This is a genomic window from Mucilaginibacter gotjawali (assembly GCF_002355435.1).
GTDB classification, from domain to species: domain Bacteria; phylum Bacteroidota; class Bacteroidia; order Sphingobacteriales; family Sphingobacteriaceae; genus Mucilaginibacter; species Mucilaginibacter gotjawali.
On the sequence record NZ_AP017313.1, the window covers coordinates 3,897,526 to 3,922,664 of the forward strand.

Annotated in this window: 22 protein-coding genes; 12 read left to right on the forward strand and 10 right to left on the reverse strand. The window is 40.3% G+C overall.

Annotation, left to right across the window (positions count from 1 at the left end; genetic code table 11):
* Positions 1 to 79: 79 nt before the first annotated feature.
* Positions 80 to 2,353, forward strand: coding sequence for a PAS domain-containing protein (locus MgSA37_RS17170; protein ID WP_096353628.1), 2,274 nt, complete (start codon positions 80 to 82; stop codon positions 2,351 to 2,353).
* A 104-nt stretch (positions 2,354 to 2,457) separates the two neighbouring features.
* Entirely contained in the window at positions 2,458 to 2,943 is a 486-nt protein-coding gene (locus MgSA37_RS17175) for an aspartyl protease family protein (RefSeq protein WP_096357563.1), read from the forward strand.
* A 45-nt stretch (positions 2,944 to 2,988) separates the two neighbouring features.
* Here the strand turns inward: MgSA37_RS17175 and gyrB are convergent, their stop codons facing one another.
* Entirely contained in the window at positions 2,989 to 4,947 is a 1,959-nt protein-coding gene (gene gyrB, locus MgSA37_RS17180; protein ID WP_096353629.1) for a DNA topoisomerase (ATP-hydrolyzing) subunit B, read from the reverse strand.
* Between the two features lie 443 nt (positions 4,948 to 5,390).
* Between gyrB and MgSA37_RS17190 the strand changes: the two genes are divergently transcribed.
* A complete protein-coding gene (locus MgSA37_RS17190; RefSeq protein ID WP_096353632.1) occupies positions 5,391 to 5,978 on the forward strand; it encodes an OmpH family outer membrane protein in 588 nt (195 codons plus the stop codon).
* Positions 5,979 to 6,069: 91 nt separating this feature from the next.
* Positions 6,070 to 6,549, forward strand: coding sequence for a nucleoside deaminase (locus MgSA37_RS17195; RefSeq protein ID WP_096353634.1), 480 nt, complete (start codon positions 6,070 to 6,072; stop codon positions 6,547 to 6,549).
* An 18-nt stretch (positions 6,550 to 6,567) separates the two neighbouring features.
* On the opposite strand, the gene MgSA37_RS17200 is transcribed toward MgSA37_RS17195, so the two are convergent.
* The 3 genes from MgSA37_RS17200 to MgSA37_RS17210 form a co-directional block, all read right to left on the reverse strand.
* Positions 6,568 to 7,971, reverse strand: coding sequence for an undecaprenyl-phosphate glucose phosphotransferase (locus MgSA37_RS17200; protein WP_096353635.1), 1,404 nt, complete (start codon positions 7,969 to 7,971; stop codon positions 6,568 to 6,570).
* 183 nt (positions 7,972 to 8,154) lie between these two features.
* Positions 8,155 to 8,373 carry a hypothetical protein gene (locus MgSA37_RS17205; protein WP_096353637.1) on the reverse strand — a complete coding sequence of 73 codons (219 nt, stop codon included), beginning with the start codon at positions 8,371 to 8,373 and terminating at the stop codon, positions 8,155 to 8,157.
* 207 nt (positions 8,374 to 8,580) lie between these two features.
* Positions 8,581 to 8,973 carry an RNA-binding S4 domain-containing protein gene (locus MgSA37_RS17210; RefSeq protein ID WP_096353638.1) on the reverse strand — a complete coding sequence of 131 codons (393 nt, stop codon included), beginning with the start codon at positions 8,971 to 8,973 and terminating at the stop codon, positions 8,581 to 8,583.
* 113 nt (positions 8,974 to 9,086) lie between these two features.
* Between MgSA37_RS17210 and MgSA37_RS17215 the strand changes: the two genes are divergently transcribed.
* The 7 genes from MgSA37_RS17215 (at position 9,087) to MgSA37_RS17245 (ending at position 15,759) form a co-directional block, all read left to right on the forward strand.
* Entirely contained in the window at positions 9,087 to 9,902 is an 816-nt protein-coding gene (locus MgSA37_RS17215; RefSeq protein WP_096353640.1) for a 2,3,4,5-tetrahydropyridine-2,6-dicarboxylate N-succinyltransferase, read from the forward strand.
* Between the two features lie 88 nt (positions 9,903 to 9,990).
* Positions 9,991 to 11,019, forward strand: a complete 1,029-nt coding sequence (locus MgSA37_RS17220; protein ID WP_096353642.1) for a glycosyltransferase family 9 protein — start codon at positions 9,991 to 9,993, stop codon at positions 11,017 to 11,019.
* Complete coding sequence (locus tag MgSA37_RS17225; RefSeq protein ID WP_096353644.1) at positions 11,012 to 11,578, forward strand: L-threonylcarbamoyladenylate synthase; 567 nt, start codon at positions 11,012 to 11,014, stop codon at positions 11,576 to 11,578. The genes MgSA37_RS17220 and MgSA37_RS17225 overlap by 8 nt, the downstream gene beginning before the upstream one ends.
* Positions 11,579 to 11,670: 92 nt before the next feature.
* Positions 11,671 to 13,080 (forward strand): CCA tRNA nucleotidyltransferase, encoded by a 1,410-nt coding sequence (locus MgSA37_RS17230; RefSeq protein WP_096353645.1) that lies wholly within the window; start codon positions 11,671 to 11,673, stop codon positions 13,078 to 13,080.
* Between the two features lie 159 nt (positions 13,081 to 13,239).
* Positions 13,240 to 13,893 (forward strand): IS1096 element passenger TnpR family protein, encoded by a 654-nt coding sequence (locus tag MgSA37_RS17235; protein WP_096353647.1) that lies wholly within the window; start codon positions 13,240 to 13,242, stop codon positions 13,891 to 13,893.
* A gap of 116 nt (positions 13,894 to 14,009) precedes the next feature.
* Positions 14,010 to 14,930 (forward strand): tRNA (adenosine(37)-N6)-dimethylallyltransferase MiaA, encoded by a 921-nt coding sequence (miaA, locus tag MgSA37_RS17240; protein WP_172885339.1) that lies wholly within the window; start codon positions 14,010 to 14,012, stop codon positions 14,928 to 14,930.
* A 16-nt stretch (positions 14,931 to 14,946) separates the two neighbouring features.
* Positions 14,947 to 15,759 carry a nitrilase-related carbon-nitrogen hydrolase gene (locus MgSA37_RS17245; protein WP_096353650.1) on the forward strand — a complete coding sequence of 271 codons (813 nt, stop codon included), beginning with the start codon at positions 14,947 to 14,949 and terminating at the stop codon, positions 15,757 to 15,759.
* Between the two features lie 300 nt (positions 15,760 to 16,059).
* Here the strand turns inward: MgSA37_RS17245 and rfbA are convergent, their stop codons facing one another.
* From rfbA to MgSA37_RS17260, 3 genes are all read right to left on the reverse strand, one after another.
* Complete coding sequence (gene rfbA, locus MgSA37_RS17250) at positions 16,060 to 16,920, reverse strand: glucose-1-phosphate thymidylyltransferase RfbA (RefSeq protein WP_096353651.1); 861 nt, start codon at positions 16,918 to 16,920, stop codon at positions 16,060 to 16,062.
* An 8-nt stretch (positions 16,921 to 16,928) separates the two neighbouring features.
* Positions 16,929 to 17,789, reverse strand: a complete 861-nt coding sequence (gene rfbD / locus MgSA37_RS17255) for a dTDP-4-dehydrorhamnose reductase (RefSeq protein ID WP_096353653.1) — start codon at positions 17,787 to 17,789, stop codon at positions 16,929 to 16,931.
* A gap of 433 nt (positions 17,790 to 18,222) precedes the next feature.
* A complete protein-coding gene (locus tag MgSA37_RS17260; RefSeq protein WP_096353654.1) occupies positions 18,223 to 18,780 on the reverse strand; it encodes a WcaF family extracellular polysaccharide biosynthesis acetyltransferase in 558 nt (185 codons plus the stop codon).
* Positions 18,781 to 19,520: 740 nt separating this feature from the next.
* Here MgSA37_RS17260 and MgSA37_RS17265 point away from each other — a divergent pair.
* Complete coding sequence (locus MgSA37_RS17265; protein ID WP_096353656.1) at positions 19,521 to 21,425, forward strand: glycosyl hydrolase family 28-related protein; 1,905 nt, start codon at positions 19,521 to 19,523, stop codon at positions 21,423 to 21,425.
* A gap of 107 nt (positions 21,426 to 21,532) precedes the next feature.
* Here MgSA37_RS17265 and MgSA37_RS17270 read toward each other — a convergent pair whose 3' ends face one another.
* The 3 genes from MgSA37_RS17270 to MgSA37_RS17280 all read right to left on the reverse strand — a co-directional run bounded on the left by MgSA37_RS17270 (position 21,533) and on the right by MgSA37_RS17280 (position 25,023).
* Positions 21,533 to 22,639 carry an acyltransferase family protein gene (locus MgSA37_RS17270; RefSeq protein ID WP_096353657.1) on the reverse strand — a complete coding sequence of 369 codons (1,107 nt, stop codon included), beginning with the start codon at positions 22,637 to 22,639 and terminating at the stop codon, positions 21,533 to 21,535.
* A gap of 127 nt (positions 22,640 to 22,766) precedes the next feature.
* A complete protein-coding gene (locus MgSA37_RS17275; RefSeq protein ID WP_096353659.1) occupies positions 22,767 to 23,963 on the reverse strand; it encodes a glycosyltransferase in 1,197 nt (398 codons plus the stop codon).
* A gap of 28 nt (positions 23,964 to 23,991) precedes the next feature.
* Positions 23,992 to 25,023: a glycosyltransferase gene (locus MgSA37_RS17280; RefSeq protein ID WP_157750613.1), complete on the reverse strand. Its 1,032-nt coding sequence runs from the start codon at positions 25,021 to 25,023 to the stop codon at positions 23,992 to 23,994.
* Between the last annotated feature and the right edge of the window lie 116 nt (positions 25,024 to 25,139).

Sequence of the window (25,139 nt, forward strand, 5' to 3'; positions counted from 1 at the left end):
TAGGAAGCAAACCGTATCTGTTCAACAGGTGTGCGCCCGCCAAAAATCTTAACAAATTTAACCCAATCTATTTTTTTTAATGGAGCAAGGACAAAAAAATAGAACAATTATTATTACCAGCCTGCTTACTATAGTTGCGGGGATCGTAGTAATGGCAGGCTGGATATACGATATTCCGGCACTTGAAACCATGATACACGGCTTTGTAGCCATGAGTTTTAACAGCGCTCTTTGCCTGGTTTTATTTGCGTGCGCGCTATTGATTACACAATACCCCCCTGGAAAACACAGCAATTTAATATTTTTTATATTATCGCTGCTGGGTACGTTAATCGGCCTGGTTACCCTATCACAGGACCTGTTTCATTATAATTCCGGCCTCGATCAGCTATTTGTAACTGATAAAACCAGGCCATCCTATGATTTTCCATATCCGGGCCGGATGGCATTTAATGCTTCTATCTGTTTTACTTTGCTTGGGCTGGGTTTTATTGCTCTCATCCCCAAAAAACGAATATTTAACCTGTTATCGCAAACGTTCTTTCACCTGGTTACTATTCTGTCGGCCACTGCGCTGATAGGTTATTTGTACGGCGTTTCATTTTTTCGGGTCGTTTTGTACAGAACATCAATGGCCACACATACCGCTGTTCTTTTTTTTATTTTGTCAATAGCGGCTTCGCTTTTAAACCCCGAAATCGGTATAACACAACTGTTTACCGGCAAACGGGTTGGTAACCAAATGGCCCGGAGGCTGTTTACTTTAATGATATTGATGATCATCGTTTTCGGATCATTAACGAACCAAACACACCGTTTCCAGGCATTCTCATCACTGGATATAGGGGTTTCTGTCCTTGCCGTTTGTTTCCTGCTGGTTAGCCTTTTGCTGATCTGGAATACAGCCAATTGGTTAAATAAGGTCGACAAACAACGCTCAAAAGCGGAAGAGGAAGTGAAATGGATGAATCTTGAACTTGAAAAAATAGTGGAAGAAAGAACTGCTGAGTTTCAGAAAAGTGAAGAGAAATACCACTCGTTGATAGAGCAGGCCTCTGATGCCATTTACGTGCTTGATTTTAGGGGAAATTTCGCCGATGTAAACGCCAGTATGTGCAAAATGATGGGGTATACCTGCGAGGAATTATTACATATGCAGATCGAAATGATCATTGATCCGGAAGAATTAAAGCACGACCCTATTCCTGCCCGGATAAAGCACGCTGCCCAATCAACCATCCGCGAAAGACGTTTTATCCGCAAGGACAGATCTGTGTTTACAGCAGAGGTGAATGTGAAGAAGTTTGCCGATGACCGCACCATGGTTATCGCCCGTGACATTACCGGCCGTAAGAAAATGGAAACAGAACTCAGGGAAGCGGAACTTAAATTCCGGACAATAGCTGACAAATCAATTGTAGGGGTTTATATTGTCCAACGTGGTAAGTTTGTCTATATAAACCCCCGCTTTGCCGAAGTTTTTGGTTATGAGCCGGAAGAATTGATCGGTACATTCTCAGTTGAAACGATTATTCACGAAAGCTATCGTCAAACGGTTACCGAAAATGTACGGCTCCGGGTAGAAGGTGATGTTGAAAGTGTACATTATGAGGCATTGGGCTTGAGAAAAGATGGCACCACCAACTGGGTTGAATTTTATGGCACCCGAACAATATTAGGGAATGAAATTACCATTATCGGCTCATTGATTGATATAACTGAGCGTAAAAAGACCGAAGAGGAATTAAAAACCTCCGAACAAAAATACAAACTGCTTTTTGAAAGCAACCCCTCCCCCATGTGGATGATTGCCAAAGACGACCTGTCCATAATCGCGGTTAATGATGCTGCTGCAAGATTATACGGTTATTCAAAAGAGGAGCTTTTGTGTATGAATGTTTCGGCCTTCAGAACAAAGGACGACCTCGAAAGCCTGCCTGAACGTTATCGCCGCGACACCGAGGGTTATGTAGAGCCGCTGGTGATAAAACATATCAAAAAAAACGGCACCACAATGTTTGTGGAGATTATAGCTTACGATATTGTATTTGAGGGGCGGCCGGTACGGCTTTCACTAACCAATGATATTACGGACAGGAAAAATGCCGAAGAAAATTTAAAAAAAGCCTATGAGCGGATCCAAAGCCATATTGAAAGTATTAAAGATATGGCCTGGAAACAATCGCACCTGATACGAAGCCCGCTGGCTAATTTAAAAGGACTTACTTCCCTGCTAAAGGAAGACCCATTGGAAACAACGATATTTGACCACATACAAACTGAACTTAACAGAATGGATACTATCCTCATCGAAATGGCAGATGAGGCATCCGATCATGATTTTGATGATTGATGTATTAATTTTCAAATCAGGGAAGTACTGAATGATGGATTGATCGCGCTGCCAATTAATTTGAGTATTCTTGCATTTCCAGTGGTCAAATGCTGCTGAAAATAATGAAGAATAACAATAAAAAAAGCGCCGTTACCGGTGGAGCGTCAGCGAATGCCGGGATAACGGCGGTTATCCCGCTGCGAATCATCGACCTTCAGCAGGATGGCTTTCATCCCCTGGTTAATATTACACTATTCGGTAAACCATTTATACTGGTACTTGATACCGGTGCATCCAAAACGGCATTTGATGAAATCCTGCTGCTGCAGGCGCATGAACATGCAGTTTTAACCACCAGCGACAAGCTTTCAACCGGCTTAGGGACAAATACGATGATTTCTTCAACCGCGGTGATCAATGATCTTTATATCGGCAGTTTTTTGGTTGAGACTTTTGAGGTCGCTGTTTTAGATCTATCCACCATCAACATTGCCTATAGCCAATTAGGCCATCCCGAAGTTTTAGGGGTGCTTGGCGGAGATATTTTAATGAAATATAAAGCGGTAATTGATTATGGGGAGGGAGAACTTCGGCTCAAGCCGGAATAAAGATTTGTCAACTCCATTAGAGTTGACAAATCTGATGATACCGGACTAGGTGTCTATCCTTGCGTATTTGGCATTCTTCTCAATAAACTCGCGGCGCGGGGCAACTTCATCGCCCATCAGCATTGAGAAAGTGTGGTCACATTCGGCTGCATTATCAATGCTGGCGCGTTTTAAAGTGCGGGTGCGTGGGTTCATAGTGGTATCCCATAACTGCTCTGCATTCATTTCGCCCAAACCTTTATAGCGCTGTATATGCACGCTGTCTTCTTTCCCGGCACCTTTAAGGCGTTGTACTGCCGCATCGCGCTGTTCTTCTGTCCAGCAATATTCAAACTCCTTACCTTTTTTTACCTGGTATAAGGGCGGCGAAGCCACATAAACGTACCCATATTCAATTAACTCTTTCATGTAACGGAAAAAGAAAGTTAATATCAGGGTGGTAATGTGCGAACCGTCAACGTCAGCATCCGTCATGATCACAATTTTATGATACCGCAGTTTGCTGATGTTTAAAGCCTTATCATCCTCGGGTGTGCCAATACTTACCCCGAGGCCGGTGAACATATTTTTTATTTCCTCGTTCTCATAAATCTTGTGCTCCATCGCTTTTTCGACGTTCAAAATTTTACCCCTCAAAGGTAAAATAGCCTGGAATTCGCGATCGCGGCCCTGCTTGGCAGTACCTCCCGCCGAATCCCCTTCCACAAGGTATAACTCGCAAAGCGCAGGATCAGAATTCGCGCAATCCGAGAGCTTACCCGGCAATCCCGATCCGCTCATTACATTTTTACGCTGAACCATCTCGCGGGCCTTGCGTGCCGCAGCGCGGGCCGTAGCTGCAAGAATTACCTTGTTGACGATCATGCGCGCTTCGCGCGGGTTTTCTTCAAGATAATTGCCGAGTATTTCGCCCACTGCCATATCTACGGCACCCATTACCTCGTTATTACCCAGTTTGGTTTTTGTCTGGCCCTCAAATTGCGGCTCGGCCACTTTTACCGATATTACAGCGGTTAACCCCTCGCGGAAATCATCACCTGTAATTTCAATCTTCATGTTTTTAAGCAAACCCGATTTATCTGCGTACGCCTTCAATGTTCGTGTCAACCCTCTGCGAAAACCTGCAACGTGGGTACCACCTTCAATCGTATTGATGTTGTTTACATACGAATGTACATTTTCTGTATAGGTATCATTATACTGCAACGCCAGCTCAACAGGGATCCCCTGTTTATTGCCGTCAATATAAATTGGTTCGGGTATCAGGCTAGCCCTGGTACCGTCAAGGTATTTAACAAACTCGCGTAACCCGCCTTCTGAATAAAATTCCTCTGTAGTGTGGGTTCCATCTTCGTTGGTTTCCCTTTCATCAGTTAAATTAAGGCGGATACCTTTATTTAAAAATGCAAGTTCGCGTAAACGTGCGGCAAGCGTTTCGTATTTATACTCTGTAGTAAGCGAAAATATTTCCGCGTCGGGCTTAAATATGATCGTAGTACCTCTTTTATCGGTATCGCCGATGATTTTTACATCATATAAAGGCTTCCCTTTTTCATATTCCTGGGTCCATATTTTACCATCCCTGTAAACAAGGGCAATTAAATGGATAGAAAGTGCGTTTACGCAACTAACACCCACCCCGTGCAACCCGCCGGAAACCTTGTAGGTATCCTTATCGAATTTACCGCCGGCATGCAAAACGGTCATAACCACTTCCAATGCCGAGCGCTTCTCTTTGGTGTGAATGGCGGTTGGAATACCACGGCCGTTATCGGAAACCAGAATTGAATTGTCTTTCTGTATGATAACTTTTATGGTGTCGCAATGACCGGCAAGCGCCTCGTCAATGGAGTTATCTACTACTTCATACACCAGGTGATGGAGACCTTTTGAACCCGTATCCCCGATGTACATGGAAGGGCGTTTTCGCACCGCCTCTAAACCCTCTAAAACTTGTATATTATCTGCCGAGTAATTTGATTTGTCCTGATTTTCTTCGCTCATATTTGGTTAAAAAAACAACTTACAAAACTACGATTTTTACCCCGGATTACAGCACTTGTTGATAAAAAGGATACGTAATTAACATGTGTGGGAAGATGTGCGGGTAGATGTGCGGATATGCAAATGTGCAGATGTGCAAATGGGATCAATGCAGCCGTGTACCAATGGGCACGCAAGCCATTTTTTGGAGCTTTTTGTTGAATTTTCCCTTTTAAATGGTTACATTAAAATGAACATAAAACATACTTATCAGGAACAGGAAGGTTAACATTGCATCATCTGCACATCGATCCCATCCGCAAATGTGCACATCAAAATGAGTGTATTCAATAAATTAGGATACTTCCTTCGAAACCTTATCTTTGTCAAAATTTTTTTACGTCAAAACAATAAAATAATCAAAGCCTGCCGGGGATGGCAGCAGAATAAACCAATTAAATTCAATGAAAACTCAAGCTACTTTTCTTACAAAAATTGCAACCGGCCTGTTGCTTGCAACAACAATAATTGCCTGCAATAAACCAAAATCTGACGACAAACCGGCTGTTGCCGCACCTAACAATAAAGAGACCATCGTATTTATAAACCAGGACACTTTATTAAGCAAGTATAATTATGCTAAGGACGTAACCAAGACCATGCAGGATAAGGGCAAAGCTGCGCAAAGCGACCTTGCATCCCGCGGTCAGGCTTTTCAGCGCGAAGTGGCTGATTATCAAAAAAGCGCGTCAACCATGCCCGCCGACCAAAGACAAACAACTGAACAAAACCTGCAGCGGAAGCAACAGGATTTGCAGGCTTACCAGCAAAATGCTACTGCCCAGTTTCAAACAGAACAAGCAAACGAAGGCAATAAGGTATATGATAAAATTGCTGACTTTGTTAAAGGATATGCCAAAGAAAAAGGCTATAAACTGGTATTAACTTATTCAAAAGCTAACCCAACTGTTATATATGGTGATGCAGGACTGGATGTTACCGCTGATGTAATAAAAAGGCTTAACGATGCTTACACCAAAGACAAGAAATAAACGCTGGGCCCGTTAACAATACAGCAGGCTTTGCATGATATTTATCAATTAAAAACCCCAATTTTGAGTTGGGGTTTTTCTTTTTATAACAATGGAAAAAGAGGCAATTGAAAAATTTATGAGGATGGCCATAGCGCTGTCTGAACAAAACGTTAAACAAAACCTTGGCGGGCCTTTTGGTGCGGTTGTTGTTAAAGATGGTAAAGCTATTGCGGCCAGTGCCAACAGGGTAATTTCGGAGACCGACCCCACTGCCCATGCAGAAGTATCGGCTATTAGGTTGGCTTGCAAAGAATTGAACACGATTGACCTTAGCGGTTGCGAAATTTATACCAGTTGCGAACCATGCCCCATGTGCCTTGGGGCGATTTACTGGGCACGGATTGAAAAAATATATTATGCCAACACCCAGGCAGATGCAGCCCGCATTGGCTTTGATGACCAACTCATTTACCGGGAACTTAGTTGTGATATGGCCGAAAGGAAACTCGCGTTTGAACAGGTGCTGCGCAATGAAGGGCTTGCCGTATTTAAACTATGGGAAACATCGGCTTTTAAAAAACAATACTAAATAGTTTGCTATAGCCTGCTAAAATGCGTTTTCATCACCCTTAAGGGAATTCCATACGGTTAGCATGATAATCCGGAGATCGAGCAAGAACGACCAGTTTTCCAGGTACCATACGTCGGCTTCAACGCGCTTCAGCATGGCGTCAACTGTTTTTGTTTCGCCCCTCAACCCCTGAACCTGCGCCCAGCCGGTAATACCCGGTTTCAAAAAATGTCTTACCATAAACCTGTCGATCAATTGCGAATATTGCTTGGTATGCTTGATCATATGTGGCCGGGGCCCTACTACCGACATATTTCCCTTTAAAACATTAAAAAACTGGGGGAGTTCATCAAGACTTGTACGCCTTAAAAAGGCTCCGATCCGGGTAATTCTGTTATCGTCCCGTGATGCTTGCTTATGATCCGAATCGTTGTTTACCTTCATACTTCGGAATTTATAGCATTTAAACGGATGATTGTCTCGGCCCGAACGCACTTGAGTGAAAAACACCGGGCCTTTTGATTCAAGCTTGATCAGGATAGCCAATATCGGGAAAAGCCAGCTGAAGACAAAAAGAATGACAAACAACGCAAAAACGCAGTCAAACAACCTTTTTATTGATCTGTTCAGCAAGCTTTCAAGCGGCTCCGTTCTGAAAGAAATAACCGGGATATGCCCTAAACTTTGAATAATGGTCGTTTTTTTGGAGTAATCGTAATACTCAGGCACTGATTTAAACCTGATCAGGTTTTTGTCAGCGTCAAGCATCAGCTTCTCTATTGTCTTCGCTTCCGAAACCGGTAAGGTGCAAAATATCTCATCTACCTTATTTTTGATAACGTAGTCTATACAATCTTCAGTTCCTCCCAGGTATAGCTGACCTTCTTTTACATTTTTGGGATTATCATCAAAAAAACCAAGTGTTTTGTACCCTTTATCAGGATTATGTTCAAAAAAATGAAACAGGTCGTACCCAATTCTTCCCGCTCCAATAATAATAACATCCCTGGTATCAACCATCGACTTCCAATCGGCCCGCCTGATCAAAAGAAAAATGAGCTTCCATAAACCAAGCAAAAAGCCAAAAAGAGCAAGTGAATAAAACAAATACTGGCGGGTAATAAAATAGGCCTCTGTACCTATCAGTATCAAAATTGTAAAACAAATGAGGCTTACAAAAATGATATAAGTTCTGATAACTACCCTGTAGGTTTTTATGGAATCCTTATTGAGTACCTGCTCATAAAGGCCGGATATATTTGCTGCAAGTAACCATATTAAATTAAACACCAGCACAATGGGAAGATACCTCCTGTTATTGCCAAAATATATGCTTGCCCCATCCTCAATAAAGTAGATAGATATCATGCTTATATTTAAGATGATATAATCAATAGCGAGGTTTAACGCTTTAAAAAATGTAGTATGCCGATTTATCATTTATAAACAAAATAACTAATTAAACATTTTCAATTCCTTAAACTCAGATCTGATAATGTTTAAGATGGAATAATTTCCGGGCAATTATTATGGGTCTTTTTAAGTCTTTTAAAACAACCCCGGGGTATTAATAATTTCACTAAAATAACCGGAGGATAACCAATTACTTTTTGTTTAATTTTTCTAAACAGGTGCTAAAGAAACCGTCGGCGAAAGACTGTTGACCTGCGACACTATATTCGACTTAACCCGTACCAACACGGGCTGATTTACACCAAAAATATCATTATTTAATATGACGTATTTTATAAGCTGATAAACAGGCATTTCACAAAATACCTGTTTTAAAAATTGCGAAAGAACCGGGAATAAAAAAACATTCGGGTAGAATTCTTTTTTCATAATTTTAATTTTTGCAGCGCAAAATTGTTTTTTTTACAAGTTATCATTCAAAAATATGAATTTAATTAAATTTAACGAAATGAATTATTTCAAATTTGTCTCTCCCCTGCAATTTCAGGCAATAAAATTATTAATTTAGCTATACCTGTTTTCAAACGGAAAACACTTCAGCTGTTTGCCTATTTGAAGTATAAAAATATTTTTCTTTTAGTTAAAAAAATCGTCTTTCAATTCATCTATTTCTCTTCTATCCCTTTTGGTCGGCCGCCCGGCTCCCCTGTCCCGTTTTAAAATCGGCGCATGAAACATCGATTTAAAGGCCTGCGTTTCTTCCATCGGGGTAATATCTTCATAAAAATTAACGGCCGTTTTGGCATCCACGCGATTTTCAAGCAAACCGGTAACCTTCAGTACCCGGCGGTCGGGGCCTTTGGCAACATGGTACACTTCGTTTATTTTCACCTCACGGGATGGCTTTACATTTTGCCCGTCTAATTTTACACGGCCTGCTTTACAGGCATCAGTAGCCAGTGTACGTGTTTTAAAGGCCCTAATGGCCCATAAGTATTTATCTATCCGTAATTTTTCTTTTTCAGGCATAACAAAAACAAACTTACAAAGTCTTCAAGACTTCGGCGTAAGTTTTAGGTTCAATTTTCATAGGCTAACAATTTCCTTAAAATTCCTTTAATTTGCCTAAATTTTATTTACTGATGCAAAACCTGAAAAAATTAATTGAAGCAGCCTGGGAAGACCGTACCCTTTTGCAATACACCGAATATGTAAATGCCATTGATACCGTTATTGAAAAACTGGATAAGGGCGAGTTCCGCGTTGCCGAACTGATCGGCACACGCTGGCACACAAACGACTGGATAAAAAAAGCGGTGATCCTGTATTTCCCTACCAGGCACATGGAAACCATCGAAGTAGGTCCTTTTGTTTTTCATGACAAGATGAAACTGAAAACCGATTACGCGCAAACCGGTGTGCGCGTGGTACCGCATGCTATTGCCCGTTATGGTGCACATTTAGCAAAAGGCGTTATTATGATGCCATCGTACGTAAACATTGGCGCTTATGTTGATGAAGGCACCATGGTTGACACCTGGGCCACCGTTGGATCATGCGCGCAGATAGGTAAACACGTGCATTTGAGCGGCGGTGTTGGTATTGGCGGCGTATTGGAACCTGTGCAGGCTGCACCGGTTATTATTGAAGACAATTGCTTCCTGGGTTCCAGAGCCATCGTAGTAGAGGGGGTTCACCTGGAGCGTGAAGTGGTTTTAGGCGCAAACGTAGTATTAACAGCTTCTACTAAAATTATTGACGTTACCCAGGAAAAACCTGTTGAATATAAAGGCCATGTTCCTGCCCGTTCGGTAGTGATCCCCGGTTCATACACTAAAAAATTCCCTGCTGGTGATTACCAGGTTCCCTGTGCGCTCATCATCGGTCAGCGCAAAGAATCAACAGATAAAAAAACGTCCCTGAATGATGCATTGAGGGAAAATAACGTTTCGGTTTAGATAGATGTGAGACGTGAGATTTGAGATATGAGATAAGAATTTAATTAAATGGGTCTTAGTCACATCTAATTTTACAAATGTTATTACCATGCTAAAAGTCTCAAATCTCAAATCTCAAACCTCAAATCTCAAAATTCTCATCAGGCTTCCAAATTGGCTTGGCGATGTGGTAATGAGTACCGCGTTCGTTTCGGCAGTGAGGGAGCTTTACCCGGCGTCATCAATTGATGTAATCATCAAAAAGGAATTAGCTGGAATAGCTTCACTTGTACCAGGCTTGCGTAAGGTACACTCTTTTTCGAAACAGGAAAACAAAGGCTTAGCGGGCGTTTTCAGGTTTGGAAAAAAAATGAGAACTGAACAATACGATCTGTTTTTCAACCTGCCCGAATCGTTGTCGTCGCTTGTAATGGGATGGGCCACCGGAGCAAAACAACGGGTTGGGTTTGGGAAAGAAGGCGGCTTTTTTTTATTGACCCATCATTATAAAAAGCCAAAAAACATTCACCGGGTTGACGAATACATTTCCTTGCTGGAGCAATTTACCGGCAAAACAATTAGTAACAGGCAGGTTAGTTTGCAGGTGCAAAAACCCGGCAAACCGATTACAGATTGGGTGCTGGTAAACTTCAATTCCGAAGCTTCTTCGAGAAGGATGCCTATAGAGAAGGCTAAATCGCTTCTTAATTTATTAACCAATCATTTTAAAGAAGTTGAATTCACGTTTGTAGGAGCGCCAAAAGAGGCTCCTTTTATTGATGAAATTATCAACGGCGCTGAAAACATCGGAAGGATAAGAAACTTTGCCGGTAAAACAGACCTGGTATCTCTTACCCATTTGATGGCAGGTTGTACGGCTATGATAACAACAGATTCGGGGCCTGCGCACCTGGCAAATAGTGTAAATACACCTGTCATTGTACTATTTGGCGCAGGCAATGAGCACAATACAGCCCCTTATAACACACACAATTTAACCGTTTTACGTGCCGGAAAACTCGATTGCGAGCCCTGCGTTAAAAACACCTGCAAGCTGTATGGCATACCAAAATGTATGCAACTGTTAGATGACTTGCTTATCATTAATGCTTTGAGCGTATATTTGCCCCATGCTTAGAGACGAAGTTGCGAAAGCTTTTAAAATTATTCAGGACGGCGGGATCATCCTCTACCCCACCGATACCATTTGGGGTATAGGCTGCGATGCGACCAATACCGAAGCCATCAAAAAGATCTATAAACTAAAACAGCGGGACGAAGCAAAAAGTATGATCATTTTGCTGGACACCGAAAATAAACTGGAAAGCTACATCAGCGACATGAACCCTTTGGCTTATGACCTGATAGAATATGCCGAAAACCCATTGACATTAGTAATGCCTGGCGCAAAAAATATTTCGCCGGCATTGATCAGCAGCGACGGCAGCATTGGTATCCGGATATCAAAGCATCCATTTTGCCAGCAGTTGATTCAGAGAATGAAAAAACCGCTGGTTTCTACCTCTGCAAACATCAGCGGTAAACCATCGCCGCAATATTTTTCGCAAATTGACGACGAAATAATAAACGGCGTGGATTATGTGGTTGACCTGGATCAGCACAGCATGGAAATAAAAAACCCATCAACCATAATGAAATTAGCGCCAAACGGAAGTTTTGAATTTCTGCGGAGATAATTTGATTTACGATTTCAGATTTACGAATTACGATTTGGTACTTCGTTGAAAAAATCTAAAATCGTAAATCGTAAATCGTAAATCGTAAATTTTTGAAAAAGCACCTTCAACACCCTATATTTTCAGTCATCTTAAAACTGGCTGCGGAGCAAAATGTACAAGTTTTCGCTATCGGGGGATTCGTGCGCGACCTTTTCCTCGACAGACCTTCCAAAGACATCGACATCGTCGTAATCGGCAATGGCATTTCTTTTGCCGAGCGTGTTGCCCAAAAGCTGCATGTGAAATTGGCGGTGTTTAAAAACTTCGGCACAGCATCGCTTAAATATAAAGACCTTGAGATAGAATTTGTAGGCGCCCGTAAAGAATCGTACCGTTTGGATTCAAGAAAACCAATAGTGGAGAACGGCACGTTGGAGGATGACCAGAAAAGGCGCGATTTTACGATTAACGCCCTTGCCATTTCTTTACACCCGGATACTTACGGCCAGCTTTTAGATCCGTTTAACGGCATTGCCGACCTGGAACAAAAACTGATCAGGACGCCTTTAAATCCAATTGAGACTTTTTCAGACGACCCGCTGCGGATGTTGCGTGCTATCCGTTTTGCTTCGCAATTGAATTTTAAAATAGATGATATCGCGGTAAAAGCTATTGTTGAAAATGCTCACCGGATCGGCATTATATCCCAGGAGCGCATCACCGACGAACTAAACAAGATCATTTTATCGACAAAACCCTCCATTGGTTTCAATTATTTATTTGATACCGGCCTGCTGCATAAAATATTCCCGCTGATGACGGCACTTTATGGCGTCGACTATATCGATGGTAAAGGGCATAAAGACAACTTTTACCATACCCTGCAGGTTTTGGATAATATTTGCGACACTACAGATGACCTTTGGCTACGCTGGGCCGCCATATTACATGATATTGCCAAGCCCGCTACCAAACGTTTTGAACCCGGGCATGGCTGGACATTCCATGGACACGAAGACAAGGGCGCCCGGATGGTGCCAAAAATATTTACCCAGTTAAAGCTGCCGCTGAATGAAAAAATGAAATTCGTTCAAAAAATGGTACAGCTGCATCTTCGGCCTATTGTGCTGGCGCAGTCAATCGTTACTGATTCGGCTGTGAGGCGTTTACTTTTTGAAGCAGGTGAAGATATTGAAAGCCTGATGTTGTTGTGTAAAGCAGACATTACCACCAAAAACGAATATAAGGTTAAAAAATACCGGCAAAATTTTGAGCTGGTGCAGCAAAAGTTAAAAGACGTGGAGGAACGCGACAATATGCGCAACTGGCAACCACCGGTAACGGGTATTGATATTATGGCATTATTTGGCATTAAGGAGGGGCGCGAGGTTGGAATTATTAAAAACCAGATTCGCGAAGCCATACTGGAAGGAGAAATACCCAACGAGCGGGAAGCGGCCATAAATTATACCATAAAAAAGGGCGAAGAAATTGGCCTGAAAGTTGTTGGGAAGGACTAACGATTTACGATTTACGATTTACGATTTACGATTTCAGATTTACGATTTCAGATTTTGGCAGTAATTAAATAGCTTTATTCTCCATCCAAATCGTAAAACGTAAATCTAAAATCGTAAATAAAACTAAAACATTATTATTTTTGTAAAAATCTACTAAAAATGGCACTATACAGGTTCAGGATCACCTTTGAAGACTACGATGATGTTTTAAGGGAAATAGATGTAAAATCTAACCAAACATTTGAGGACCTTCACAGGGCAATCCACCAATCTACAGGGTATAATCCCGAATATCCTTCTTCCTTTTATATCAGTAACGACCAATGGATAAAAGGCGAAGAAATTACCTATATGCCTAATCAAAAAAGGATCGACCGTGGCGTGGCGCTGATGGATAAGGTAAAATTGTTAAGTTATATTGACGACCCTCACCAAAAATTCTACTATACATTTAATTTTGACCGTCCCTTTGATTTTCACGTTGAATTAATGAAGATTATTTTGGACGAAACGCCGGGCACCACCTACCCGGCCGTAATTAAATCAGTGGGCGAGGCGCCTAAACAATTTGGCAATGTGGTAGCTCCTACTGCTGCCCCGGCTGCCAGCGATGATTTTGATTTCTTAAATGAAATGTCGTACGGCGAAGAAGATGCCGAAGACTTTACCGAAATTGCAGATACGGATGAAATTGGTGAAGAAGATAAAACAATTGCAGTAGAGGATGAAGAAGAAGATGAATTCGGTAGCGAATTTTCAGACGACGAAGGCTTTGAAGACGACAGCAAGCTGTCGCATGGGGATGATTATTAGGTAAGTTTGAGTCCATGGACCATGGACGATAGTCCATAGTTAGTAAAGCCAATAATAAATTTATAAGCCGCTTCCTTTGCCATGGACTATGGTCTATGGACTATCGACTATCATCCATGAACCATGAACTAAAGACCCTCATCGTAATTGCCGGCCCAACTGCTTCGGGAAAAACTGCGGCAGCTATTGAGTTGGCAAAGCACTATAACACGGTGATCGTATCGGCTGATTCGCGGCAGTTTTACAGGGAGATGTCCATCGGTACAGCAAAACCTGCTGACGATGAACTGGCGGCCGCCAAACATTATTTCATTAATTCACATTCCATTACAGATCCTTTTTCTGCGGGCGACTATGAGAAGCAGGCGCTGAATTTATTGGATGAGCTGTTTAAGGTTCATGACAAAGTGATCCTTGTGGGCGGCTCCGGGCTGTTTATAAGAGCGGTGTGCGAAGGTTTTGATGAGTTCCCGGACGTGACCCCGGGCATCAGGGAAAAACTAAACACGGAGCTTGATGAACAGGGGCTACCGTTTTTACAGGAAAAGTTAAAACTGGCCGATCCTGAATATTATAATCAAGTCGACCTGAATAACCCACAACGTGTCATCAGGGCATTGGAAGTTTTTGAAAGCACGGGCCAATCCTATTCATCGTTCAGGAGCACAAAGGTCAATAAACGGCCATTCCGGTCTATAAAGTTCGGTTTAACCCTGCCAAGGGAGGTTTTATACCAGCGCATTAACCATCGGGTTGATGAAATGGTAAAACTGGGCCTGGTTGAAGAAGTAAGATCACTATTGCCATACCGGCATATAAACGCCCTCAACACGGTTGGATATACTGAACTGTTCGATTATTTTGATGGGAAAACCAACCTGGACGATGCTATTTCGGCCATCAAACAAAATACCCGCAGGTTCGCCAAGCGGCAATTAACCTGGTTCAGGAAAGATGAAGAGATAATCTGGCAGCAGGCCGATAAAAAAGAACTGATTACTGATATGATTTCCGCTGTAGCTGCTATCTTAGCATAAAGATAAATCTGTCAGCATGGTAAATTTGAGTATCGTACAATTCACGCCAGTTTGGGGTGATAAACCGCATAACCTTCATCAAATTACCACACTGCTTAAAGATCTTAAGGCTGATATCATTGTATTGCCCGAACTTTGTACCACCGGGTATTCATTCTTAAACCAACAGGAAGCTTTGATTGGCGGCGAAGATGAAACAGGTGAAGGTGTTAAGCTCCTCCGTCACCTGGCTGTTCAATTGCAATCAATGATCGTTGCCGGTTTTGCGGAAAAAGCTGGCGATAAAACGTATAACTCCGCTTTGGTTGCGTTACCTGATAATACCTTCAAAATATATCGTAAAACACATCTTTTTTTCAAAGAAAAACTTTGCTTTGAACCCGGCAATTCAGGCTTTTTTGTGGTTGACCACCCACTGGCGGATTGTAAAGTTGGGATAATGGTTTGTAACGACTGGCGGTACCCCGAAGCGGCCAGGAGCCTTGCTTTACATGGAGCTGATGTGATTGCCTGCCCAAGCAACCTGGTTTCAACTTTATGGGGCGTGGGCATGCCTGCACGGGCACTTGAAAATAAAGTATACCTGGCAGTAACCAACCGCTGCGGCACCGAAAAAAGAATACTGGAAGACGGCAGCGAACAAGCCTTAACATTTAACGGCGGATCGGTGGTTTACGATTTTAATGGCGCACCATTGCTCCAGGCAGGTAAAGAGGAAGATGCGGTATTAACGGTTCAAATTGATCCGCATTTAACGCGCGATAAATCATTTAACGCCTACAACAACCTTTTTACAGACCGAAGGCCGGGTATGTATTCTCTCGATTAAAATCAGTCCCAAACCACGGTCTTGGAAGAAACTCAAACCGGGAAGCCTCACTTCATACGCGCATTAAACCTGCCAACAGGAATTTTACTGGTTGCCGGTATCCTGATCGGCTAAGAGGTATTTAAAAAATTGTGCAGATAGCGCAAACTTTGCGCAGCGGGGATTATATTTTGTTACCCGGGATAGTTTCCGGGTTCAAAAAGCAAAGGCTCCATGAGAGCCTCATTTTAATGCAATTACGAAACGTCTTCCATGAATGCTGTTAACTGCACAGCCACCCAATAGTATTAAAAGGCTTGCTTAATCCAACAGCGACTGCAAATAAATGCCGTACCCGCTTTTGATATATTTGTTAACCAAAACCACCAACTGTTCATCGTTAATAAATCCGCGGCGGTAGGCCACTTCCTCAATGCAGCCTATTTTTGTAGCCTGCCTTTTTTCAATTACCCTTACATATTCAGTAGCATCGCTCAATGAATCAAATGTTCCCGTATCCAGCCAGGCTGTTCCTCTGTCCATCACCCCCACGTGCAGGTTACCCTGTTCCAAATAATATTTATTCACGTCGGTAATTTCATATTCGCCCCGGGGCGAAGGTTTAAGCTCTTTGGCGATTTTTATTACCTGGTTATCATAGAAATATAACCCGGGTACTGCATATTTTGATTTGGGGTGAACCGGTTTTTCTTCTATTGAAAGCGCCGTAAAATGCTCATCAAATTCCACAACGCCGTAACGCTCGGGGTCGGCAACTGCGTAGGCAAATATCGCAGCACCTTCAACATTGTTAAAACTGCGGATCAATTCATTAAAGCCGGTGCCATAAAATATATTATCACCCAAAATTAAAGCAACCTTATCATTGCCAATAAATTTTTCGCCTATTACAAAGGCCTGCGCAAGACCATTTGGTTTTTCCTGTATGGCATATTCAAAGTTACAGCCCAGTTCGCGACCATCGCCCAGCAAGCGTTTAAAGCTCTCGTTGTCCTCCGGTGTTGTAATGATCAAAACCTCCCTGATATCCGCCTGCATCAAAACAGATAAAGGGTAATAAATCATCGGCTTATCATAAATGGGCATCAGTTGTTTACTAATGGCCCTGGTTATCGGATAAAGCCTCGTGCCGGATCCGCCGGCTAAAATAATTCCTTTCATGTAGTGGTTTATTTGGTTTTTAATCTGTCAACACAAATTGACAAGCTGTCCCTCCAATAAGGAATTTCCAGATGGAAAGTCTGTTTTATTTTACTTTTATCCATTACCGAATAAGCCGGTCTTGTTGCTTTTGTAATATATTCTGACGTTTTTATTGGCAGCGTTTTAACTTTGGTACCCGACAGATCAAAAATAGCCTTAGTAAAATCATACCATGAGGCCACCCCTTCGTTGCTATAGTGATAAGTACCATAGTCCTGGCTGTTTACGCTGATAATATGCATTATACAGGCGGCAAGGTCCATTCCGTAAGTCGGTGTTCCGGTTTGGTCAGCAATGATTTTCAATTCGTCTCTTTCTGCACCCAGTTTCAGCATTGTTTTTACAAAGTTGTTACCATATTCTGAATAAAGCCAACCTGTACGAATGATGAAATGTTTACTCAAAATCTCTTTAAGAGCCAATTCGCCCTGCAGTTTGGTTTCACCGTAAACACTAATTGGTTCAGCAATGTCGCCTTCATTCCGCGGTGTCGGCTGATCGCCTTTAAAAACAAAGTCTGTTGAAATATGTATGAGCGCAGAACCATTTGCTGCACAATGCCTGCTTATATTCTCCACTCCTGTTTTATTGATCTTGAACGCCAATTCCCGGTCATCTTCAGCCTTGTCGACTGCCGTATACGCCGCACAATTGATGCTAAAGGAAGGTTTATAGGTATCAAATACCTTTGTCAAAGCATCATTATCAAGGATATTTGCTTCAGTTTCGGTCGGGAAATAAACTGATGAGATTTTATTTTTTTCAGCAAAGTCCTTTAAACAGTGCCCTAACTGACCAGATGCACCAAAAACAACAATATTATTCATATAGAATAGAAAGTTTAACTACTCACAAACATAACATGTATTTAGCATTTTTTTGAGTTTATTTTCTGCAATTGTTCGCGTTAAAAGATGAACAAGAAGCTATCTTTAAGTGCGCTCTTGCTGCCATTTGGGTCAAATTGCAGATGGTTTTTTTGATCAAAAATAACTAAAATGCCTGGTTCGCCTGTATTAGCGGTAAATTACGCATTCTATAAATGAGCGATATTAAAATGAATTAAATATACCAATATCGCATGATTACGAAAGCTGCATGATTGGAGTTATCAAACTTAAATCGGGTTTTGATGGAAGTTTTTTAGAAACGCTTTAAGGTAATTTTATTATGCATAAATCAGGCGTCAATGTTTATTGTATAATTTTTTTAGTGATAAAAGCGGCTGTTTTTTTGAGATACATTTATATGTAATACCAATTAATCCCATCTCTTTTTTACAAATTCTGCCGGGTTACCTTTATATATACCGTTAGCTGATACGCTTTTGGTAACTACTGACCCCGCAGATACAACAGCATCAATACCAATAACAACATTGGGCCCTATAAAACAAGAGGCACCTACCCACGCACCGTCACGAACAACAATTGGCCCGTTACGGTACATAAATCCGGGATCAAGATAATCGTGGTTGCCACCACATAAAAACGCCCTCTGTGATATACACACGTTGTTTCCAATTGTTACTTGTTCGAAATTGAGTATAAAGACTTCTTCACCAATCCATGCATAGTCGCCTATTTCTATCCTCCATGGCATGTGGATATTTACTTTGGGTTTAATTATAATGCCTTTTCCTGCTTTTGCGCCAAATAATTTTAATAAAAAAACTTTCAGGCCGCTTGGATAGGGCACTGAAGTAAGAAAAAAAAGCCACTTTATTACGTACCAACCTACTATAGTAAGGTAATTTGCACCTTTACTATATCCTTTACCCGAATCGAAATTTTCAAGTCTTATTTTTGAATCTAACATTTCTAGCGAGTCGAATTTAAATTTTTAACCATAAAGTAATAAAATCACCATAGCATAACCAAACAAAATAACACTTAAATGATTGCGTATGCCTATAAATTTTAGGGTTTTCAGGCAAAATGCCCCTCCAAAGAACGAATTATTTAATAAAATTCAGTCAAAGCGAAAAATTATTGGCTAAATAGCCAAAATAGCTGAAAAATCTTTTGTGTTGAGTAGTAAAATACAACGAGAGGTTGCCTAAACTAAAATAAAATTTCAACTTAAGCCTTTTTGGGACTCAAAACAAATAGAAAAAAATCGATTCTACAAACTAATCTTGTCATTTTTAACAAATTATCAGATAATTGTCAGTTAAAAAAACAACTTACTATTGCTCTCATTACAAAAGTAAACAATTATTCTTTAATTATAGAGAAATTTGCAATTTATTTAACGCTTGAGGCATTTTGATATAACAATTACAAAATTTATTCACATTCCCCACTATTTTGTTATTTTATTGCAAACATCTCCTTTTACACCACAAATTGCAAATATCTGCCAAAACTCCAAGGGTAACATCAATTAAGCTGCATTGTTTGCAACTGGAATTCAGCTGAACTACTATGCTTTATATTTTTACGGACACGTAATTGCAACTTTCTATAAAAAAAATGTTGCAATATTAATGCTATCCACCGTTTAATTAATGTTACCTTGAAGCTATATATGTTTATCCATTCCAAATTTCTATCCATATGCTGCAATCGAAAATAACGTGTGTTTTCCTGCTGGCCAACTTGTTGTTTGCAGACACAAGTCTTAAAAAAAAGAGGTGCACTAACTTCTTTCCGATGAATCCGGCTATTGAATATGTTTCATCCGCAGTTGTCGCAAAAAATAGAGAAAGCGAAAAAGAGCACCCGGAAAAGTTCCATAGAAAAAGTCAGGAGAAAATCTCCATAAATATTGAATCGTTTGGTGGAAAGGGAGATGGAATTACTGATAACGGGCCGGCGTTTACTAAAGCGCTGGCCGCACTACCTAACGGCGGTATCATCAATTTTGGTAAAGGTGTGTTTACCAACCATACCAGATGGCTTATCAAGCAATCAAATATTACGATTAAAGGGCAGGGGCCGGGTAATACGGTCTTAACAGCTGACTCATCTGTTGCCAGAACTTTTGATATTGGCCTGGAAAGAGGACACGAAAACATTTTCCAGGAAGGCGCTAAAGGAGATTCCTCCGTTATATTTCCTTTTGTGAATAAGACTAAAAAAGGCGATGATTATATTGAATTAAAGAATAAAACATGGATCGAAAATTTCCCGGTGGGCCAAAAGATATTTATCCGGGGAGGAGCGAGCTATTATGACCAGGATTTCGGGGAAATTAATGTTGTTGTAAAAAAGTATGGCAATAAACTTTATTTGAAATATCCCTTATCAAGAAACTATGACTATGAAGGTGAAAATTGGTTTGGGGCGTTGCTAAAGGACTTTAAACCGCCTAAAGTTGGTGGCATTGCAATGGCAATAATTCAACATGCACCTCAAAAAAAAGGCATGCCCATATCTATCGGTAATGAAATCTATTCTGTCGTAAGCGAAAAAGGCGATACCGTTTTTTTATTAAATCCGGGTAGGGCAAACAGCACAAATGTTATCCCTGCGGGCACCCATGTAACTAAAGGCAGACAAGTGATCATTGACAGAGGGCCATCAAACGACACCATCGATGGGTTGACAATACAGGGAAAACAGACAAGGGTTTTTTCTGCCGACAATACTTTTAACACATTAATTGTTAATTGTGTAATTACCCGGGATCCAATTATCAGGGTGCCAGGTCCGTTCATTTTTACAGTAGACCGTGCCAGAAATGTAAGATTTAAAAATGTAGTATTTCAAGCACCGGACGTTTTACCCTCAACTGGCCAGATTTCGCGTTCAAGCGGAGACATTTCCTTTTCAGAATGCGTTTTTAAAAATGTTTCGACGGATTTTTCTGAATTTTGTTTTAATAGCCTGGTAGATAGTTGCACTTATGATATCATCAATCAAAAATTTGCAACACGAATGGGAAAGACGGCTTCTAATTGTATTGCCACAAATACGAAATTTAAAATCAAAGGCGGTTCAGAAGCTATTAGTATGGATGATATTCAGGGGTTTAAGAACAGTCAGCGCAAGGGTTGTATCGTCAATTCTTGTTATTTTGAATTTGACGGAACTAACACTGTTATACAAAATATGGGTGAAGGGACGAATGCGTTTACGAACAATGTAATAACAGGGAACTTTAACGCAATATGCCTAACATTGAGAATAGAACACCCTGATATTGACGAAAACAAACAAACTATTCTTTTATTCAAAAAAAACACGATCAGGGCGACAATAAATAGACCACTTTTTAACGAAGGGAATGCTGACATTGAAGACAATAATTTCACCTTATCAGGGAACCCCGCTCATGCTGATGCTGGTATTATAGTAGCAAATAGCGTGAAAGATACCAGCCTGGTTTTTCATTTGAAATTAAAGAATAACAACTTTAATAACTGGCTGAAAAAGGAAAATAAAATTTCGAATTATGACGATAAGGCAAACGGATCAAAAATGCTCGAGATAAGTAACAATGTTTTTAACTACAAATAACCTATAATTCATACGCTTAAATAATGTAGTGTATGGTAATGCTTATCAGTTATTGGTTTTAAATAGTAACCTGCATAATTTAAGCCAATTACAATATTATATTCCCGCTATACCATTTTATCGGCCAGTATTACCGAATTAAATTTACGCTTGTTGTACAAACTCAATATTAAAGTTTTAGCAGGCTTTTCGATACTGAAATATGCCAAACCGCCTACTGATATTAAAAACAGCATGTAGTAAAACAGCGAAAGCCCACTGTTAATAGTTAAAATATAATGGGTGAAGAAAACGTAAACAGGGTATTGCAGAATATAAATTCCATAGCTTATATCTCCCAGGAAAAGAAAAACCCTGCTATTAAATAAACGGGTTTCCTGATTACCAAAGCTTGTTATACTGGTTACAAGCATATAGTATACGGGAGCCAATAAGCCACTTTGCACCAAGCCAAAACCAACTAAGTAGTATTTTGCAATAAAAATGGTAACAATACTTAAAACAATACAAATTCGATTATTCCATTTATTGTAAAAAAATGCCGTTTTATTATCAACGTAATTTCGTCCGCATACCATCCCAAAAAGAAAAACTGACGTCAGGAACACTGGATGTAAATATATGGTATTAACAATCCCCACTCCTTTTACATTTGATGTTTTATGTGCCAAAAAGCTTAGAAAAACGCCAATAACAAGTGTTATAATGTAATATACAAAAACAGCCAAGTTAAACCTCCTGACATTTTTCTCCATAAATACGAAAGCGTATGGAAAAATTAAATAAAATAAAAATTCGGCGGAAATTGTCCAACCCGGGTAGTTAAAAGAGCCCTTATAAAGCCACCTTTGAATGCAAAGTGCTTCAAATGGCAACCTATACTTCACAGTGCCGGTATCAATTGGCTGAATAAAAAAATGAAAAACGGCCAGAGCGAGCAAAGCCGTTATATAAAGCGGATAAATCCTGGCGAAGCGTTTTATATAAAATTCATTCTTTGAGAAATATTGTATGTCATTTTTCATGAATTTTGAGTTTGCAATTATCATTACAAAGCCAGAAATAAAAAAGAAAAAATTCGTAGCCTCCCCACCGTTTGATATGAAAAATGAAGTAAAAAATGAAATATGCCTGCGCGGAGCATAATGATACATAATAACCATGATCGCAGCCACAAATCTTAAAATATATAAGGTGTTGGTGTTTCTTTTCATTCTTTCCTATTATTAATAATCTTGTCTGTGTCCTGGTTAAACTATTATCAGGCGCCTGGCTTGCTGAAAAAATAGTACAATTTTTCTGCTCCCCCGCCCACTCAGCATTCAAATAAAGCCAGAGGAGCTACTGCTCAAAAATAGCTTCAGCCATTCTTTTAACAGATTGTTCGATCTCGAAATTTATTTCAAAACACTTCAAGGCGTTTTTCTCCATTTGCTTTTTATTTTCGTTTGACATTAATACCCATGCCGAAAGCATTTCAGTTATGGATGTTAAGTTGTCTGTGGATATTAATCCTGCTTTGCAATCTATTATTTCCTGCCAAATGTTAATTTTATTTGATATTAGCACAGGTTTGCCGCAAGCCAATGCTTCTACAACAGCGATGCCGAAATTTTCCTGGTGGCTGGGCAATACAAATGCTTCGCATCCATAAAACGCGCCCCATTTTGCATCACCTGTTATCATGCCCAGAAAAATGATATTTTTGCTTTCAGACGCCAAAACCCGCATTTTTTTGCCATAATCGGTTTCAAGCCCGGGTCCGGCAATCACCAGCTTTGCTATAGGAATATTGCTTTCCTTTTCAATCCGCAGATATGCCAATATCAATAAGTCGATGCCTTTTTTTTCATTTATCCTGCTCAAAAACAGCATATAAGGAGAGGGTTCTACCAAATTGCAAACATTGGCAAAGGCTTTATCCATATTAACATTGAATTCAGGTGGCGAAACAATGCCGTAACCTATATTTATTTCCTTCGCTGGTTTGTAAGGCCGGAAAGATTCACGGGCTAACCTCAATTCTTCTTCGCAGGTAAACAGCACGGCTTTAGCGCTGTTAATTAACCTGCCTTCTACCAATTTCCAGTATATCCAATTTCTTATTGCTTTTAACCGCCTGCCTTTTGCTTTCTGAAAATAGGGATCCAGCATGCCGTGTGGCATTACATAGAGTGCCGGCAATGGTTGAAATTTCCCGGAAGAGGTTTTTTCATTGCTCTTTAGTTTGCTAAAAGCCAGTTTAACCGCATAGGAATAATATTGCCACAGCCCATGTACAATTACCACATCGTACTTCAAAATATTTGACAGCAGCCAGGGTAGTAAATCGGGGTTGTAATTCCAGGGGCCTTTTCCCTCGCCCAAAGCATGAATAATGAAATCATCTTTATCCAAAAAACCGGCGGACGGATCGTTAAGACAAACCACTTCGTTTTCCATCCCTAATTTTGCTGACTCGGGAATTGAACTCCGCAGCCCTTGACATGGCCCACCGTATTTCGGATCCATACTTGCTATCACTCTAAGTACTCTCATAATTGTAGATTCAAATATTCATGTTAGCTTATCTTAGTTCAGAAAGCGTTTTTAAATATAACTTATGATATTCATTAGCAATATTATCGCCGTCAAACCTAAGTCTGTTTAATCGTCCGTTTTCGATTAATTTATTTCTATAATCATGATCGGCAATAAGCCGTTCAAAGCCTTCTCTCATCGAAGCTACATCAAAGGGATCAACCAGGCAGGCGGCATTGCCTGCCACCTCAGGCATTGATGATACATTACTGGTAATCACAACCCGTTCCACACAATTCGCTTCAATAATGGGCATTCCAAAGCCCTCAGATGTTGAAACAAAAGACATTATATCGCAATCGATATACTTTTGATAGATTTCTTCCTGAGATAAGTTATAACTGTTACTATAGTCGATCCCTTTGGCATTTAACGCTTCAATATGCCCTGGTGAAAGTTCACCAACTATTGATAAGTGGCAGCTAAGCCCCTCTATAGCATCCAACAGTCTGAATATGTTTTTATTATATCCCAGGCCAATATGCAGGATAGTTGGCTTTAGGGTATTAAATTCTTTTTCAGATGGTTTGAATATAGGGTGGACTGCAACGGGTATTACAAGCACTTTGCTCTCTGCACATTTGGAATACTTAACAACTTGATTTTTTGTAAAAAGCGATACACAAGTAATATACTTAGCCCGTTTAACCGGCCAGCAGAGGTATAAGTTTTTTATCAATAATCTTGACAAACCCTGCTTCCTCTCTACCATATTGCAATCATGAATTGTTAGAATAACGTGATTTTTCCTCATAAAAAAATTCAGAAAATGCACTTCACCTATAATATGATTGATCCCTTTACCCTGCTTTATACCAGCTTCAATGATGTTATATAACTTTACGGGTAAAACATCGTTAAAATATTTGGAAATCTTCACGGTAGCAGAAATTTTTCCAGCCAATCTGTTTCTTACATCGGAAAAAATATACTCCATGCTAAAATTAAACCCCGGTCTTGGTTTACGCTGAAAAAAAATAACGTCAATTTTATTATCTAAAGAGTTGGTTTCTAACATCGTATTCATCTGAGTCCCGTTATAAAATATTTAGTAGTTATTGCAATGAAACAATGCGCTTAAAGCTCATTTGTATAAATGTTATTAATATGTGGCCGCTATTTTCAAAAAATGTC